Here is a 16,130-nt window from a genome sequence, read left to right as displayed (position 1 = left end):
CACCCCTATTCCGGTGACCGGCCGGACCGGACCGCGCCCGGGCTACTGATCCGCGACGCCGCTCTGGCGGCGGCGCCTGCCGTGTCGAACCCGGCCGAAATTTCCCTTGTGATACGGGCCTCTTCCTCCATTGCTCCGTTCCGGCCGTCCGTAGCATAGGCATCGATCATCCGCAGCGCGAAATGGCCATCATGGAAGGCCTGCACCTTCAGCGCGATATAATCCTCGTACATCGCGATCCGCCGCTCGGGCTCGAGCGCGCGAAACCGCTCGCCGCGCATGTCGGCGATCATCGCCTCGATGGCGAAAAGCTGGCTGTAGTAGGAGACGACCGGGTCGATGGTCACGCGCGGCAGGATATGGATCTCGGCCACCAGAGCCCGGAAGACGGTATCGTTCCTTTCGCGCGGGATCAGCGGCACGAAACCCGGATCGTCCCGCATCCGCGCCGCCATCGCGTCGCGATAGGCGGCCAGGGCCTCGGGGCTGTCAAGATTGGCCAGACAGGACGCGATTTCGGCATAAAGCGCCCGGTGCACGTCCCGCGTCCGTTCGGCCCGAAGCGCGGCCGCCACCCGCCGGTTCTGCCAGCCGTTCACGATCCAGCCGATGGCCACGAAGGCCCCGGCAACGATCGCCTGCCAGATCCGGGCGTCGATGGCGGCCACAGAGATCATTCGAATTCCATGATCACTTCGTCGACGGCGAGGCTTTGCCCCGGACCGGCGTTGATCCTGGAAACGATGCCCTTCTTCTCGGCGCGCAGCGTGTTCTGCATCTTCATCGCCTCGACCACGCACAGCGCCTGGCCCTCCTGAACCTCCTGGCCCTCCTCGACATCGATGGTCACGATCAGACCGGGCATCGGGCAAAGCAGGAACTTCGAGGTATCCGGCGGCAGCTTTTCGGGCATCAGTGCGGCCAGTTCCGCCTGACGGGGGGTGAAGACCTGCGCCTTGATCTCGGCGCCGCGGTGGCGGATCACAAAACCATGCGACGAGGGCCCGACCTTCAGCACCAGGGGCTCGCCGTCGATATGCAGCACCGCCAGCGGCTGGCCGGGGCGCCAGTCCGAGGTGACCCGGTGATGATCGCCGCCCTCGAACTGGATCGTCGCGCCCTCGTGGTCGGCCGCCACCGTCAGCGGGAAGCTATCGCCCTGGGCCACCACGACCCAGTCGCCGCCCACGGTGCGTTCGTGATTGTCCATCCGCCCCGAAATGCGCGCGCGCCGGATCTCGACCACGCGGAACATCGCAGCGGCAGCGGCGGCCACCTTGCGCAACTCGGGCTCGGGCAGCGCGACGCCTGCAAAGCCGTCGGGATATTCCTCGGCGATGAAGGCGGTCGTGATGTCGCCCGCGCAGAACTTGGGATGGTCCATCACCGCCGAGAGGAACGGCAGGTTGTGACCGATCCCCTCGACCTCGAAGGCGTCGAGCGCTGTGCGCATCTCGTCGATGGCCTGCGCCCGGGTCGGCGCCCAGGTGCAGAGCTTGGCGATCATCGGGTCGTAGTACATCGAGATCTCGCCGCCCTCGTAGACGCCGGTATCGTTGCGCACCACCGCCGCGTCATGGGAGGATTCCGCCGGCGGCCGGTAGCGGGTCAGCCGCCCGATCGAGGGCAGGAAGTTGCGGTACGGGTCCTCGGCGTAAAGCCGGCTTTCCATGGCCCAGCCGTTGATCTTCAGATCCTTCTGCGCGAAGGGCAGCGTCTTTCCGGCCGCGACATTGATCATCTGCTCGACCAGGTCGATGCCGGTGATCAGTTCGGTCACCGGATGTTCCACCTGCAGACGGGTGTTCATCTCGAGGAAATAGAAGTTCCTGTCGCCATCGACGATGAACTCGACGGTGCCCGCGCTGCAATAGCCCACGGCGCGCGCCAGCGCGACCGCCTGCTCGCCCATGGCCTTGCGGGTCGCCTCGTCGAGGAAGGGCGAGGGCGCCTCTTCGATGACCTTCTGGTTGCGGCGCTGGATCGAGCATTCGCGTTCATGCAGATAGACGCAGTTGCCATGCTTGTCGGCCAGCACCTGGATCTCGATATGGCGGGGCTGGGTGACGAATTTCTCGATGAAGATCCGGTCGTCGCCGAAGCTGTTGGCCGCCTCGTTCTTCGAGGCCTGGAAGCCCTCGCGCGCCTCCTGGTCGTTCCAGGCGATCCGCATGCCCTTGCCGCCGCCGCCCGCGGAGGCCTTGATCATCACCGGATAGCCGATCTGCTGGCTGATCCTGACGGCCTCGTCGGCATCCTCGATCAGGCCCATGTAGCCCGGCACCGTCGAGACGCCCGCCTCGGCCGCGAGCTTCTTCGAGGTGATCTTGTCGCCCATCGCCTCGATGGCACTGGCGGGCGGGCCGATGAAGGCGACCCCGGCCTTCTCAAGCGCCTCGGCGAACAGCCGGTTCTCGGACAGGAAGCCATAGCCCGGATGCACCGCCTGGGCGCCGCTTTCCCTGATCGCGGCCATGATCTTGTCGATCACGATGTAGGACTGGTTCGCGGGCGGGGGACCGATATGGATCGCCTCGTCGGCCATCTGCACATGCAGCGCATGACGGTCGGCGTCGGAATAGACCGCCACCGTCTTGATGCCCATCTTGCGGGCGGTCTTGATGACCCGGCAGGCGATCTCCCCCCGGTTCGCGATCAGGATCTTGTCGAACATCTCTGTCCCTTCCAGCGTTCCGCCCGGACGAGCCCGCCCCGGCGCTTACAAAGCAAAGGGCCACCGGGGCGCGCCGCCCCGATGACCCTCACAGACTCGCATGCCGACGGGCCAGCGGCCCGCCGGTTCAGATCAGCGGCACACGCCCGCGTCGTCGCACATGGCCCCGCCAAGCGCGCCGATCGCGGCACCGGCCGCAACGTTGGTATCGAGCACATCCGCGATGAGCGCGCCGCCGAGGCCGCCCGCGACAGCGCGCTGGCTGTCATTGGACATGTTGCATCCGGCCAGCATGCCTGCTGCGGCCAGCAGCACGAGAAACTTTGGACTGGGCATTCTACTCCGCCTCCACGGATCTTGTTGTTGCGCGCGCAAGATACCGGCAAGAGGCGCCCGGCGAAACGAAAATGCGCAGGACTGTTGCCCTGGACAGGAACAATCGGCCGCGCAAGGCGCCAGTCGGAACGGATCACGGGGAGGGTCGGCCTGACCCGGAAAATTGGGTCAGGCCTGGGGGTTGGGGAAGGGTAACGGTAGAAATAAGCAGATTGCGCTAGGGGTAAATCGCCAACCTGCCGGGTATCACTGTCACCGGAACCGGAACAAAAGAAAAGAGCACAACGCAGGGGAGAGCGGGTTTGAGCAATTTCCCGCCGATCCCGAAATGCGTTGGGCAGATTCGTGCGCATCATTGCCCCTCGAAGATCTCGGGGAAGGCCGCCATGGCGCGGTCGAGATCGACGCGCAGCAGCGCCTCGTAGCTTTCGGGATCGAACGGCTCTTCCGCCGGCACCACCTCGCGGCCCAGCAGCCAGGACAGTCGTCCGGCATCGAGATTGCCGCGTTCGAACGGCTCGTCGCCGAACTGCTCGATGAGCGCGGCAAGAAAGCCCGCATCGGCCCGGCGGTCGGCCGGGCGCCGATCGGCGAAGCGTTCGCGCGCGATCAGACGGGACGCCCCGTCCTTGTTCGCGCGGCGGATCGTGAACTGGAAGTCCGTCCCGGGCAGGCGGGAGGGGAATCCCCGGTGTTTCAGCATGGCGCGCCTCCGTGGGGACCGGGGCGCGGCGAAGCCGGGGCGGGCTGCGCCCGCCCCTCGCCCCGATCAGTACTTGTTATAGGTCGGTTCGGGCTGAACCGGTTCGACATAGACCACTTCTTCCTTCTGGGCGCAGGCCGCAACGAAGGCAACGAGCGAAAGGGCGAAAAGGGTCTTGACGCATTTGGACATGGGACACTCCCGTCTGGTTTCGGCGCGGGCCGGAACCCGTCACCTGACTTATGGAAGGCCGCCCGCAGGCGACCTTCGGGGAGGATAGACCAAACTTCCGGCTTTGCACATGCCGCCCCGGCGACACGCGGCAGTTGTGGCGGGAACAGCGCAGGGCCGCTCACCGCACGGGCAAGACAGGCGAAATACGGCATAGGCTCAGAACCCTTCCCAGATGCAATGCCCCGCCTCGGGGCGATAGGCCTCGAAGAACTGGGTGGCCTCGGGGTCCGATTGCCCGAAGGGCACCGGGCGGTCCATCAGCGTGATGACGATCTGCGCCGGTTCCGGGCCCGCCTCGGACAGACGCGACAGCGCGAAATGCTCGCACAGATAGTCCATGTCACCCTGCGCCTCTTCGGGCGTCAGCATGCCCCCCTCGCGCCCGATCTCCGGGGCAAGAAACCGGAACCGCACGGTCAGCCCGGCCGGTCCGGGTTCGCCGGTGACGGTGTCCAGATGGGTCACCGACTGGCCCGACGGCACATCGACCACCGTGCCGGTGCCGCCCAGCACCAGCACCGCCGCCGCCAGAAGGAACGCGCGCCCGGCCGCCATCATGCCAGGCCTTCGATCCGCGCCCGGGCAAGCCAGCGCGCCCGGTGGACGGGGCTGGTCAGCAAGGCGGCGATCCGGGCCTCGCAATCGAGACGCGGGAAAGGGGCTGCGGCGCGACCTCCGGCGCTTACCCGCAGCCCCTGCCCCTCCTCCTCGACCCGTATGACCGGCGAGAACCCACGCAGATCCTGCAGCATGCGCCACAGATCCTGGCGGATCTGCAAGGCCAGCCGGCCCTTGCGGGCGGGCGGGAAAGCCGCGCTCGCGCAAAGGTCGAAGCGCACGGGAAGCTGCCGCGCCATCGTCAGCGCGCCCTCCTCCCGCAGCATGTGCCAGCCCCGCATCGCCATTCGTCCGGCCTAAAGCGGAATGTTGTCGTGCTTCTTCCAGGCCGTCTCGCGGCGCTTGCCCCGAAGCGAGGCAAAGGCGCGGCAGACCCGGCGGCGGGTCGAGCGGGGCTGGATCACCTCGTCGATGAAGCCGCGTTCGGCCGCCACGAAGGGGTTGGCAAAGCGGTCCTCGTAATCCTTGGTGCGCCGCGCGATCTTGTCGGCGTCGCCCAGTTCGGACCGGTAGAGGATCTCGGTCGCGCCCTTGGCGCCCATCACCGCGATCTCGGCCGTGGGCCAGGCGTAGTTGAAATCGCCCCGCAGGTGTTTCGAGGACATCACGTCATAGGCGCCGCCATAGGCCTTGCGGGTGATGACCGTCACCTTCGGCACCGTCGCCTCGCCATAGGCGAACAGCAGCTTGGCGCCGTGCTTGATGACCCCGCCATATTCCTGGCCGGTCCCGGGCAGGAAGCCCGGCACGTCAACGAAGGTCAGGATCGGGATCTCGAAGCAGTCGCAGAAGCGGACGAAACGCGCCGCCTTGCGCGAGCTGTCGATGTCGAGGCAGCCCGCCAGCACCATCGGCTGGTTCGCGACGACGCCGACCGTCTGGCCTTCGAGCCGGACGAAGCCGGTGATGATGTTCTTGGCGAAATCGGCCTGGATCTCGTAGAAATCGCCCTCGTCCGCGACCTTCAGGATCAGTTCCTTCATGTCGTAAGGCGTGTTCGGATTGTCGGGGATCAGCGTGTCGAGGCTGGCATCGACCCGGCCGGGCTCGTCGAAGAAGGGCCGCACCGGCGGCTTCTCGCGGTTGTTCAGCGGCAGGAAATCGACCAGCCGGCGCACCTGGTAAAGCGCCTCGACATCGTTCTCGAAGGCGCCGTCGGCGACCGAGGATTTCTTGGTATGGGTCGAGGCGCCGCCCAGTTCCTCGGCGGTGACGACCTCGTTGGTGACGGTCTTCACCACATCGGGTCCCGTCACAAACATGTAGGACGAATCGCGCACCATGAAGATGAAGTCGGTCATGGCCGGGCTGTAGACCGCGCCGCCTGCGCAGGGGCCCATGATGACCGAGATCTGCGGCACCACGCCCGAGGCCTCGATATTGCGCTGGAACACCTCGGCATAGCCCGCGAGCGAGGCCACGCCTTCTTGGATGCGGGCGCCGCCCGAATCGTTCAGCCCGATCACCGGCGCGCCGTTCTGCACGGCCATGTCCATGATCTTGCAGATTTTCTGGGCGTGGGTTTCGGACAGCGACCCGCCGAAGACGGTGAAATCCTGGCTGAAGACATAGACCATGCGGCCGTTGACCGTGCCCCAGCCGGTGACGACGCCGTCGCCATAGGGACGGCTTTCCTCCATCCCGAAATCGGTGCAGCGATGGGCGACAAACATGTCGAATTCCTCGAACGAGCCCTCGTCCAGCAGCAGTTCGATCCGCTCGCGCGCCGTCAGCTTGCCCTTGGCGTGCTGGCTTTCGATCCGCCGCTCGCCGCCGCCCAGGCGAGCGATGCTGCGGCGGCGCTCGAGTTCGTTGAGGATATCTTTCATCGGCGATGCCCCTTACGGAAATTTTCGGCAACCTAGCCATGTGGTCAGCTTCATCAAAGTGTTAAACGGTAAATTTGCAAACTATTTTCCGCAGCTGTGATGCATATTGCAAATTGGCAAATATCATGGACAGATCGCCCTGTCATGCCATATCGCCAAAGGCGCTGCCCACCCTCCGGAGCCCCCTCATGCCCGCCCTGCCGGTGCCCGTCGTCACGATCGGCCTTCTCGTCCTGTCCAACATCTTCATGACCTTCGCCTGGTACGGGCATCTCAAGTTCAAGGCGGCGCCGCTGGCCGTGGTGATCGTCGCCAGCTGGGGCATCGCCTTCTTCGAATACCTGCTGCAGGTCCCCGCGAACCGGATCGGCCACGGGCATTTCTCGGCGGCCCAGCTGAAGACGCTTCAGGAGGTCATCACCCTGACCGTTTTCTGCGGCTTCTCTGTGCTCTATCTCGGCGAAGAGCTGCATTGGAATCATGCGCTTGGCTTCGTCTTCATCGGGCTTGGCGCGTTCTTCATCTTCCACCGCTGGTCCTAGCCGATCCCGCTGGACAAGAGCCGCTTTGCCCCCTACCCGGAAGTCATGATGCCGCAGCCCAAAGTCCGTTTTCTGGACCGCACCACACCGCCGCATGTGTTGACCCTGGTCCTGCTGGCCGGCCTGCCGGCCCTGACCATGAACATCTTCCTGCCGTCGCTGCCGCAGATGGCCGCGCATTTCGGCACCGACTATGGCGTGATGCAGCTGTCGGTCGCGGCCTATCTGGCGGTGAACGCGGTGCTGCAGCTGATGATCGGGCCGATCTCGGACCGCTACGGGCGGCGGCCGGTCCTGCTGATCTCGACCGCGCTTTTCCTGGTCGCCACGCTGGGTTGCATGCTGGCCCCGTCGGTCGAGGTCTTCATGGCCTTCCGCATGGCTCAGGCAGTGATCGTCACCGGCATGGTGCTGAGCCGGGCGGTGGTCCGCGACATGGTGGCCGACAGCCAGGCGGCCTCGATGATCGGCTATGTCACCATGGGCATGGCGCTGGTGCCGATGATCGGCCCGACCATCGGCGGCGTGCTGGACGAGATCTGGGGCTGGCAATCGACCTTCGCAGCCCTGGTCGTGGCCGGGATCGGCGTGCTGGCGCTGGTCTGGGCCGATCTGGGCGAGACCGCGGCACCGCAGGATGTCAGCCTGCTGGGCCAGTTCCGCCAGTATCCGGAACTGGTGCGCTCGCGCCGGTTCTGGGGCTATGCGCTGACCGCCGCTTTTGCGTCGGGCGCCTTCTTTGCCTATCTCGGCGGCGCGCCCTTCGTGGGCAGCCATGTCTTCGGGCTCTCGCCGTCGACGCTGGGGCTTTATTTCGGGATCGTGGCGGTCGGCTACATGGGGGGTAACTACCTGTCGGGACGCTATTCGGTCCGGGTGGGCATCAACGGCATGATCTTCTGGGGCACGCTGATCGGGCTGGTCGCACCGGCGCTCTCGATGGCGCTGTTCGGCCTTGGATTGCTGCACCCGATGGCCTTCTTCGGAGCGATGTCGCTGGTGGGGCTTGGCAATGGCATGGTGCTGCCCAACGCCATTGCCGGGACGCTGTCGGTGCGCCCGCACCTAGCGGGCACGGCCAGCGGGCTGGGCGGGGCGATCATGATCGGGGGCGGCGCGGCGCTATCGGCGCTGGCGGGCGCGCTGCTGAAGCCCGGCACCGGGGCCTGGCCGCTGCTGATCATCATGGCCGCAACCTCGGCGGCCGCGGTCCTCGCGGTGCTTTACGTGCGCTGGATCGACAGCCGCGAAGGCCCCATCGCGTCGATGCCGAAAGGCTGAGCCCCGATTTGAGCCCCGGCTTGCGCGGCCGCTTTGCAAAAGCTACCACGAGAGGTGGCAAATCCGCAAAGCGAGGGCCGCCATGGCGACACGCAAACTCTATGCAGGCGTCAAGCTGCGCGAGACACGGACGCGGCTGGGGCTGACCCAGAAGGATTTCGCGGCCCGGCTGGGGATCTCGCTGCCCTATCTGAACCAGATGGAAAACAACAACCGTCCGGTCTCGTCCTCGGTTCTGCTGGCGCTGGCCTCGGAATTCGGTTTCGATGTGACCGAGCTGTCCGAAGGCGATGCCGAACGCCTGGTCAGCGACATGCGCGAGGCGCTGGCCGACCCGGTCTTCAGCGATCTGGCCCCGCCGCTGGCCGATCTCCGGCTCGCCGCCTCGAACGCCCCGGCGCTGGCCCGCGCCTTTCTGGAACTGCACCGCGCCTATCGCCAAAGCCATGAACGGCTCGCCTCGCTGGACGAGGCGCTGGGGCGCGAAGATGCGACCCTGGGACCGTCCCCGTGGGAAGAGGTGCGCGACTTCTTTCACTATTGCGACAATTACATCGACGCGGTGGACCGGGCAGCGGAACGTTTCGCGCGCGGGCCGGAAAGCGGCCCCGACCCCGAACAGCGCGCCTTGTCGGCATTGGAGTCCCAAGGCATATCTCTGATATTAAAAGATATCCCAGGACTTCGCGCCTATGACGAAGACAGCCGGACGCTGACCCTGTCCAGCCATCTGCGCGGCCCGACCCGGCGGTTTCAGTTATTGCACCAAATTGCGCTTCTGACACAATCTCAACTGCTGGAAGCCACGCTGGACCTCGCCCGGTTCCAAAGCCCGGCGGCGCGGGCCATCGCCCGGATCGGCATGGCAAACTATTTCGCGGGCGCGGCGCTGCTGCCCTATAACCGCTTCCTCGAGGCGGCGCAGGAGACCCGCCATGACCTGGAACTGCTGGCCGACCGCTTCGGTGCGTCGATCGAGCAGGTGGCCCACAGGCTCTCGACCCTGCAGCGCCCCGGCGCCAAGGGGCTGCCCTTCTTCTTCGTGCGGGTCGATCAGGCCGGCACGATCACCAAGCGCCACTCGACCACGCGGTTGCAATTCGCGCGGTTCGGGGGCGCCTGCCCGCTCTGGAACGTGCATCGCGCCTTCGAGACGCCGGGGCGGTTCCTGCGCCAGTTGGCCGAGACGCCGGACGGGCTGCGCTATGTGTCGCTGGCCCGCGACGTATCGAAACCCGGCGGCGCCTGGCGTGCCCCGGTCCGGCGCTATGCCATCAGCCTGGGCTGCGAGGTGCGCCATGCCGACCAGCTGGTCTATGCCGACGATCTCGATACCGGAAATTCCGCCGCCTACGAACCCATCGGGATCTCGTGCCGGATCTGCGAACGCCGCGACTGCCACCAGCGCGCCGTGCCGCCGCTGGAACGGCGGCTGACGGTCGACGCCAACCGGCGCGGCCTGCTTCCCTACGAGGTCGCCGACTGAGGCTGCGGCCTCAGGCCGAGGCGTGGTTGAGGATGCGGACCAGTTCGTCCTTCAGATGCATCCGCGTCTTGCGCATCTCGGTCAGGTGCAGGTCGTCGGTGGGCTCGACATCGGTCTCGGCCCGGTGCACCGCGCCGTTGATCTCGTGATATTCCTGAAAGAGGCGCGCGAAATGGGCGTCGCTGTCCTTCAGCTCCTCGATCAGACGCGCCTTGTCGGGAAAGTCCGCGGCAAGCTCGTGCGGCGTGTGGGTCATGGCCCCCTCCTGTGCTCCCATACCTGAAACGAAGCCTAGGTGCCGGGGACCGGCGCCGTCCTTGACACCGATCAAAGGCGCGGCTCAGCCGACAAGCCCCTCACCGTGCCGCAGAAGGATCGGCACGACGATTTCTTCCTCGTCGAACAGGTGGCGGTCGAGGACCCCGCCGAATCGGTCGAGCCGCACCCGAAGCCGCCCGGCCGCGTCGTGCTGCACCTCGGGCGCTGCCTGGACCAGCCCGCCCACCGCCGTCGCCAGATCGTCGAGATGCTCTTCGAGCGCGTGATGATCGGCATCGAGGATCTCGAAGCCCGCGCCCAGCCGTGGCTCGAGCAACGCAAGCTGAGGGAAATAATGCAGGTCCTCGATCTTGTGATGGCCGTAAAGTTCGCTGAGCAGGATCGCGGCCTGGCGCCGGATGGCGCGGACCACATGCTCGGGCGGTGCTTCGCCGTCGCAAAGGCGGCGGGCCTCGTCTTCCATCTGCGCCAGAAGCGACCGAAACATGATATGCCGGTCCAGCCAGAAGCGGGTCACCCCATCGAGGGGCACGGTGCTGTCCCAGAGATCGCGCGGATAGTCCGCCAGCAATACCCTCAACGTCTCGGGAAGGCCGGTTCTCTGGCCCAATGCGCAATCGTCTTTCATGGATCTGACGCTAGCGCGGCGGCCAGTCCGCTCAAGCCCGGCTGACGCTACGTTTCCGGCAGATGGGTCGGCGGCGTCACCGCGCGCCGTTTATGGACCGCCTCGCGCCAGGTGATGAAGACGACCGATCCGATGATCATGCCCCCGCCCAGCAGCACCCAGCCATCGACCGCCTCGCCGAAGGCCAGCCAGCCCACGAGCGTGGCCCAGACCAGTTGCAGGAAAGTGATCGGCTGGGTCACGGTCAGGGGCGCGGCGCGGAAGGCACGGGTCATGGTGTAATGTCCGGCGGTGGCGAAAAGGGCGACCAGGAACAGCCCCGCCACCTGATCCCAGCGCGGTGTGACCCAGACCGCCAGCGCGACCGGTGCCAGCACGACGGTCACCGCAATCGACATCATCGCCACCACCACCACCGCATCGTCGCGTTCGCTAAGCAGCTTGGCGGTCAGATAGGAGATGCCGAAAAGGACGGCCGTGAACAGCATCGCGACATGACCGTCCGAGATTTCGCGAAAGCCCGGGCGCAGGATCACCAGCACCCCCAGAAAGGCGGCGGCAATGGCCAGAATGCGCCGCGCCGCCAGCCGCTCGCCGAACAGAAGCGCGGCGCCCAGGGTGACGTAGATCGGGTTGAGGTAGTTCATCGCCGTGACCTCGGCGACCGGGATCCGGGTCATCGCGAAGAACCAGCAGATCACGCCCAGCGCGTGGGCCAGACCGCGCCCGCCGTACAGCATCAGCCGGCCCCGGTCCATCCGCAGGCGCATAAGCCGCCCCAGCACCGGCAGCAGGAAGACAAGCCCCAGCACATAGCGCAGAAAGGCCGATTGCGCCGCCGGGATGCCCTGCCCCGAGAGCTTCACCAGCGCGGTCACCGCCACAAAACACACCCCGGTCACCAGCATCCAGAGAATGCCCGCGACCGGGTTCTGGCCCCTTGCGGGCACCGACTGCATCGCCATGTCTTCCCGCTTGCCACGCCGGGGATCGCCATGCAAGCGCGGCCGCGCAGGACGTCGCTGGCATCGGGTCAGGTGCTTCTGACGGGGGGTGTGCGCCTTTCGGGAAGGGTCGCGGGCGCGGCCTCGGCCAGATCGGGGCGCAGGCGCTGAACCAGGGTGCCGCCGGTCTCGATGATCAGCTTCATGCGCTCCTCCATGCGGACCATGTCGGCGATGGCGCCCTTCAGCGCCTCGGTCTCGTCGCCAAGCCCCGCGAGCCCCTCGAACAATCGCTGGCTGGCCGCGATCTGCGCCTCGGCATTGGCGATGACCGCAGACAGGTCCGAGACCAGTCCGGCGGCCTGCGGCGCCTCGCCCGCCCGCGCCAGCGCCGCATCAAGATCGGCGACCGCGCCCTTGATTGCATCGAACCAGGCCTGCGACAGCAGCGGTTCGCGCTTGGCACTCAGCATCGCGTCGCGTTCCAGCCGCCGGACGCCCCCGACCAGCCGGTCGACCTGCCCGCGCAGCGCGCCTTGCACCGAGACGATGTCGTCATTGACCCGCACCACCCGGCGCAGCACCGCGTTCAGCTCGTCGATCAACCGGCTGATGCGGTCGAGAAAGAGGTTCAGATCATGGGCGAGCGCGCCGAATTCGTCCGCGGTGCGCACCTCTGCCCGTTCGCTGAGCGTCCCGAAGGCGCGCGCAAGCCCCGCCACCGTGCCGCGCAGGCGCAAAAGCGGTTCCATCCGCGCGCGAAGGATCAGAAACAGCAGGATCGAATGCAGCACGATCTTGCCCACCGCAAGCCCCGCGCTCAGCGTCACGTCATCAAGCCAGACGGCGAAGTCCCGTTCCAGATAGTCCCGCACCGTGACGCGGCCCAGCACCTGCCCCACCTCGGCCTCGGCATGGCAGGTCAGGCAGAAGGTCTCGGCGGCGATCTCGACCTCGGCCTCGCGGAACCGGCCGTCGGGCCAGTCGCCAAGAGGGATCCCCTCGGGGGTGAAGCCGAACAGCGCCTCGATCGAGCGGACCGTGACCGGCGAGGGCGAGATGGCGATCTTGTAGCCCAGATCGTCCCAGTTGCGTTCGAGGATCGGGTACATCGTGCGCGCCGCCACCGGCCCGCCCTCGTTGCGCATGATGGCGCGGATGTTCTCGGCCAGATCCTCGGCTACGGCCCGCGCCTGATCCTGCCCGCGCGTCTCGAACTTGTAATAGACAAGTGCCGCCTTCAGCGCGAATTCCAGAACCGTGACCGCCAGCAGGACCAGAAAGAAATCCTTGATCATGTGGATCAGGAACGACTTGTCGAAACGTCCGATCGCGTGGCTCGCCGGCTCGGCCATGGACCCCTCCTGCAGCGCCGGAGCGCCGGCGCGGGGTCAGTCTAGGGGCCCAGCCCAAGCACACGCCAAGCGGGAAATGCGCCGCGTCGGCACATCGCGATCGCCGGAACGGATGCGGGGCGCGGCCGCGCGGGCTATGATCGGCGGGCGGAGCATCCAGGCAAAGGGGGAAAGCGGGATGGAAGTCTGGACGATGTATCCATGGGTGATCCTGGGCGTGGCGATCAGCGTGGTATTGCCGATTGTGCGCCATGCCCTGCCCGCGACCCCGTCCGGGGCGCTGGAGGCGGCGGCCCCGCCGGTCTGGGTACGGATCTGGCGCGAGGCCCGGCCCGATCTGGCGCTGGGGCTTTTTTCCTGCATCGTCGGACTTCTGGTGCTGGCCGCGATGGGCGAACAGATCCTCGACTGGCGCGCCGCGCTGCTGGCAGGCTATGCCTCGGACTCGACGCTGCAGAAGCTGAAATGAAAACCGCGCGCGCCCGTCACCGGACCCGCGCGGCCTGAAACTGCGCCCCCAAGGGCTCAGAGCTGTTCCAGCACCTCGTCGCTGGCCGAGAAATTGGTGGTGACGTGCTGGACGTCGTCGTCATCCTCGAGCGCGTCGATCAGCTTCATCAGCTTCTGCATGCCCTCGAGATCCATCTCGGTGGTATTGCCGGGCTTCCAGATCAGCTTGGTGGACTGACTTTCGCCCAGCTCGGCTTCCATCTTGGTGGCGACCTCGTTCAGGTCGGTATCGGCGGTGTAGATCACATGCTCGTCGTCCGAGCTTTCCACATCCTGCGCACCCGCCTCGATGGCGGCCATCATCACCGTGTCGGCATCGCCCGCCGAGGCCGGATAGACGATCTCGCCCATCCGCTCGAACATGAAGGCAACGGACCCGGTCTCGCCGAGGTTGCCGCCATATTTGGTGAAGGTCGAGCGCACGTTCGACGCGGTCCGGTTGCGGTTGTCGGTCATCGCCTCGACGATCACCGCAACCCCGCCCGGGCCGTAGCCCTCGTAGCGGATTTCCTCGTAATTGTCGCCCTCGCCGCCGATCGCCTTCTTGATGGCGCGCTCGATATTGTCCTTGGGCATGGACTGCGCCTTGGCTTCCTTGATCGCCAGGCGCAGGCGCGGGTTCTTGTCAGGGTCCGGGTCGCCCATCTTGGCGGCAACGGTGATCTCCTTGCTGAACTTCGAGAACAGCTTGGAGCGCGCCGCATCCTGCCGCCCCTTGCGGTGCTGGATGTTCGCCCATTTGGAATGGCCTGCCATGGAACCCCACTTGGCTTTCTGAATTCGACGGGGCTCTCTATATGTCAGGCAGACGCGGACCTGCAAGCCTGCTCGGGACGTTGAGCCGGGCGAAACCCTCCGGCGCCCGGGCGCCGGACAGCCGGGAGACCCGTTCGTGACCCAGGACCAGTCGATACTGTTTGCGCTTTTTGCCACCGTCTTCGTCGCCCTGATCTGGGGCCGGTGGCGCTACGATCTGGTGGCCTTCGCGGCGCTGATGGCGGCCGTGCTGCTGGGCGTGGTGAAACCCGACCGCGCCTTCGAGGGGTTCGGCCATCCCGCGACGCTGGTGGTGGCGCTGGTCCTGGTGGTCTCGGCCGGGCTGGTGCGCTCGGGCGCGGTCTATCTGATCACCCGGACGCTGGTGAACAGCGCGCGCGGACTTGGCGCCCATATCGCGATCATGGGCGGCATCGGCGGACTGCTGTCGGCCTTCATGAACAACGTGGCCGCACTGGCGCTGCTGATGCCGGTCGACATCCAGACCGCGCGCAAGGCGGGCCGCGCGCCGGGGCTGAGCCTGATGCCGCTGTCCTTCGCCACCATCCTGGGCGGCATGGTCACGCTGATCGGCACACCGCCCAACATCATCATCGCGGCCTTTCGCCAGGACGCGACCGGGCAATCCTTCCGCATGTTCGACTTCGCCCCGGTGGGGGGCGTCGCGGCGCTGGCGGGGATTGCCTTCGTCGCGCTGGTCGGCTGGCGGCTGATCCCGAAAAGCGCGGGGCTTGACGCCTCGGCCGACCCGATGTCGGACTATTCCTCCTATATCGCCGAGCTGACGGTACCCGAAGGCTCGAAGCTGATCGGCCAGCGGCTGGCCGATCTCGACCCCGAGGCCGAGGCCAACGACGTGGCGCTTCTGGGACTGGTCCGGGGCGGCAAGCGGCTTTACGGGCTGCAGCGCGGCACCGCGCTGGCGGCAGGCGACTCGCTGGTGATCGAGGCCAGCCCCGAGGCGCTGGACGAGTTTCGCGCGGCACTCTCGCTCGATTTCGCCGAGGGCGCCAACGAGGAACGGCTGAAGGCCGAGGGCGCGGGGCTGACCGTGGTCGAGGTCGTGGTGCCCGAACAGGCGCGCATTGCCGGGCGGTCCGCCCAGCTGGTCGGGCTGGCCTGGCGGCGGCGCACGGATCTGCTGGGGATCTCGCGGCAGGGCCGTCCGATCCGCCAGCAGATCCGCAAGACCAGGGTCCGGCCCGGCGACATCCTGCTGCTGCTGACGCCGCAGGACGTGGCGCAGGACGTGGTCGACTGGCTGGGCTGTCTGGCGCTGGCCGATCGCGGGCTGGCAGTGACCGATACCCGCAAGACCTGGGTCGCCATCGGGCTTTTCGCGGCGGCGGTGGCGGCGGCAAGCGTCGGGCTGGTCGATCTGACCATCGCCATAGGCCTGGTCGTCGTGGGCTATGTCGCGGCCCGGATCATCCCCATCACCGAGGTCTATTCCCATGTCGAATGGCCGGTGGTGGTGCTGCTCGGTTCGATGATCCCGCTTGGCGTGGCGCTGGAGGAAAGCGGCGGCACCCGGCTGATCGCGGAAATGCTGGTCGGGCTGACCGGCGACATGCCGCCCTGGGTGATCCTGACCGCGCTGATGGTGGCGACCATGTGCCTGTCGGATGTGCTGAACAATACCGCAACCGCGGTGGTCGCGGCCCCGGTCGGCATCCAGATGGCCCAGGCGCTGGGGGTCAGCCCCGATCCGTTCCTGATGGCGGTGGCGGTGGCGGCCTCCTGCGCCTTCCTCACCCCCATCGGCCACAAGAACAACACGCTGATCCTCGGCCCCGGCGGCTATCGCTTCGGCGATTACTGGCGGATGGGCCTGCCGCTCGAGATCATCGTGATCGCGGTCTCGGTGCCGATGATCCTGCTGGTCTGGCCGTTCTGAGCGGCGCCGGCTTGACGCCGGACCCGCACTCGGCCAG

At 66.7% G+C, this 16,130-nt stretch carries 18 protein-coding genes; 5 read left to right on the top strand and 13 right to left on the bottom strand.

Features of this window, described 5'->3' with window-relative positions:
* Positions 1-5: 5 nt before the first annotated feature.
* From EV657_RS18355 to EV657_RS18325, 8 genes are all read right to left on the bottom strand, one after another.
* Entirely contained in the window at positions 6-677 is a 672-nt protein-coding gene (locus EV657_RS18355) for a hypothetical protein (RefSeq protein WP_075785118.1), read from the bottom strand.
* On the bottom strand, positions 674-2,674 hold the full coding sequence (locus EV657_RS18350; protein ID WP_134079264.1) for an acetyl-CoA carboxylase biotin carboxylase subunit: 2,001 nt from the start codon (positions 2,672-2,674) through the stop codon (positions 674-676). Before EV657_RS18350 ends, EV657_RS18355 begins: the two co-directional genes overlap by 4 nt.
* 132 nt (positions 2,675-2,806) lie before the next feature.
* Entirely contained in the window at positions 2,807-3,010 is a 204-nt protein-coding gene (locus tag EV657_RS18345) for a hypothetical protein (RefSeq protein WP_075785116.1), read from the bottom strand.
* Between the two features lie 352 nt (positions 3,011-3,362).
* On the bottom strand, positions 3,363-3,713 hold the full coding sequence (locus tag EV657_RS18340; RefSeq protein ID WP_113668410.1) for a hypothetical protein: 351 nt from the start codon (positions 3,711-3,713) through the stop codon (positions 3,363-3,365).
* A 66-nt stretch (positions 3,714-3,779) separates the two neighbouring features.
* Complete coding sequence (locus EV657_RS22575; protein WP_256359722.1) at positions 3,780-3,905, bottom strand: hypothetical protein; 126 nt, start codon at positions 3,903-3,905, stop codon at positions 3,780-3,782.
* A gap of 198 nt (positions 3,906-4,103) precedes the next feature.
* Positions 4,104-4,505 carry a DUF6497 family protein gene (locus EV657_RS18335; protein ID WP_081382072.1) on the bottom strand — a complete coding sequence of 134 codons (402 nt, stop codon included), beginning with the start codon at positions 4,503-4,505 and terminating at the stop codon, positions 4,104-4,106.
* Positions 4,502-4,852 carry a hypothetical protein gene (locus EV657_RS18330; RefSeq protein WP_113668409.1) on the bottom strand — a complete coding sequence of 117 codons (351 nt, stop codon included), beginning with the start codon at positions 4,850-4,852 and terminating at the stop codon, positions 4,502-4,504. The genes EV657_RS18335 and EV657_RS18330 overlap by 4 nt, the downstream gene beginning before the upstream one ends.
* Before the next feature lie 9 nt (positions 4,853-4,861).
* Positions 4,862-6,394: an acyl-CoA carboxylase subunit beta gene (locus EV657_RS18325; protein WP_075785112.1), complete on the bottom strand. Its 1,533-nt coding sequence runs from the start codon at positions 6,392-6,394 to the stop codon at positions 4,862-4,864.
* Positions 6,395-6,582: 188 nt separating this feature from the next.
* Here EV657_RS18325 and EV657_RS18320 point away from each other — a divergent pair, with 188 nt between their 5' ends.
* From EV657_RS18320 to EV657_RS18310, 3 genes are all read left to right on the top strand, one after another.
* Complete coding sequence (locus tag EV657_RS18320) at positions 6,583-6,936, top strand: DMT family protein (RefSeq protein ID WP_113668408.1); 354 nt, start codon at positions 6,583-6,585, stop codon at positions 6,934-6,936.
* Positions 6,937-6,981: 45 nt separating this feature from the next.
* Positions 6,982-8,217 carry a multidrug effflux MFS transporter gene (locus tag EV657_RS18315; protein ID WP_075785110.1) on the top strand — a complete coding sequence of 412 codons (1,236 nt, stop codon included), beginning with the start codon at positions 6,982-6,984 and terminating at the stop codon, positions 8,215-8,217.
* Between the two features lie 82 nt (positions 8,218-8,299).
* Positions 8,300-9,703, top strand: a complete 1,404-nt coding sequence (locus tag EV657_RS18310) for a helix-turn-helix domain-containing protein (protein ID WP_075785109.1) — start codon at positions 8,300-8,302, stop codon at positions 9,701-9,703.
* Positions 9,704-9,713: 10 nt separating this feature from the next.
* Here the strand turns inward: EV657_RS18310 and EV657_RS18305 are convergent, their stop codons facing one another.
* The 4 genes from EV657_RS18305 to EV657_RS18290 all read right to left on the bottom strand — a co-directional run bounded on the left by EV657_RS18305 (position 9,714) and on the right by EV657_RS18290 (position 12,909).
* The gene (locus tag EV657_RS18305; RefSeq protein WP_075785108.1) at positions 9,714-9,959 is read right to left on the bottom strand and encodes an HP1242/YdcH family protein; all 246 of its coding nucleotides are present in this window, start codon (positions 9,957-9,959) and stop codon (positions 9,714-9,716) included.
* 84 nt (positions 9,960-10,043) lie between these two features.
* Positions 10,044-10,592 (bottom strand): hemerythrin domain-containing protein, encoded by a 549-nt coding sequence (locus EV657_RS18300; RefSeq protein ID WP_166673734.1) that lies wholly within the window; start codon positions 10,590-10,592, stop codon positions 10,044-10,046.
* A 65-nt stretch (positions 10,593-10,657) separates the two neighbouring features.
* On the bottom strand, positions 10,658-11,575 hold the full coding sequence (locus EV657_RS18295; protein ID WP_134079261.1) for a DMT family transporter: 918 nt from the start codon (positions 11,573-11,575) through the stop codon (positions 10,658-10,660).
* A 68-nt stretch (positions 11,576-11,643) separates the two neighbouring features.
* Positions 11,644-12,909: a methyl-accepting chemotaxis protein gene (locus tag EV657_RS18290; RefSeq protein ID WP_243627634.1), complete on the bottom strand. Its 1,266-nt coding sequence runs from the start codon at positions 12,907-12,909 to the stop codon at positions 11,644-11,646.
* A gap of 178 nt (positions 12,910-13,087) precedes the next feature.
* Here EV657_RS18290 and EV657_RS18285 point away from each other — a divergent pair, with 178 nt between their 5' ends.
* Positions 13,088-13,378 carry a hypothetical protein gene (locus tag EV657_RS18285; RefSeq protein WP_134079259.1) on the top strand — a complete coding sequence of 97 codons (291 nt, stop codon included), beginning with the start codon at positions 13,088-13,090 and terminating at the stop codon, positions 13,376-13,378.
* Between the two features lie 56 nt (positions 13,379-13,434).
* Here the strand turns inward: EV657_RS18285 and EV657_RS18280 are convergent, their stop codons facing one another.
* Positions 13,435-14,175, bottom strand: coding sequence for a YebC/PmpR family DNA-binding transcriptional regulator (locus EV657_RS18280; protein ID WP_075785103.1), 741 nt, complete (start codon positions 14,173-14,175; stop codon positions 13,435-13,437).
* Positions 14,176-14,311: 136 nt separating this feature from the next.
* Here EV657_RS18280 and EV657_RS18275 point away from each other — a divergent pair, with 136 nt between their 5' ends.
* Entirely contained in the window at positions 14,312-16,093 is a 1,782-nt protein-coding gene (locus EV657_RS18275) for an SLC13 family permease (RefSeq protein WP_134079257.1), read from the top strand.
* Positions 16,094-16,130: the final 37 nt, after the last annotated feature.

Source organism: Rhodovulum visakhapatnamense (assembly GCF_004365965.1).
Classification (GTDB): Bacteria; Pseudomonadota; Alphaproteobacteria; order Rhodobacterales; family Rhodobacteraceae; genus Rhodovulum; species Rhodovulum visakhapatnamense.
This window is presented reverse-complemented; position numbering and strand designations above follow the sequence as displayed.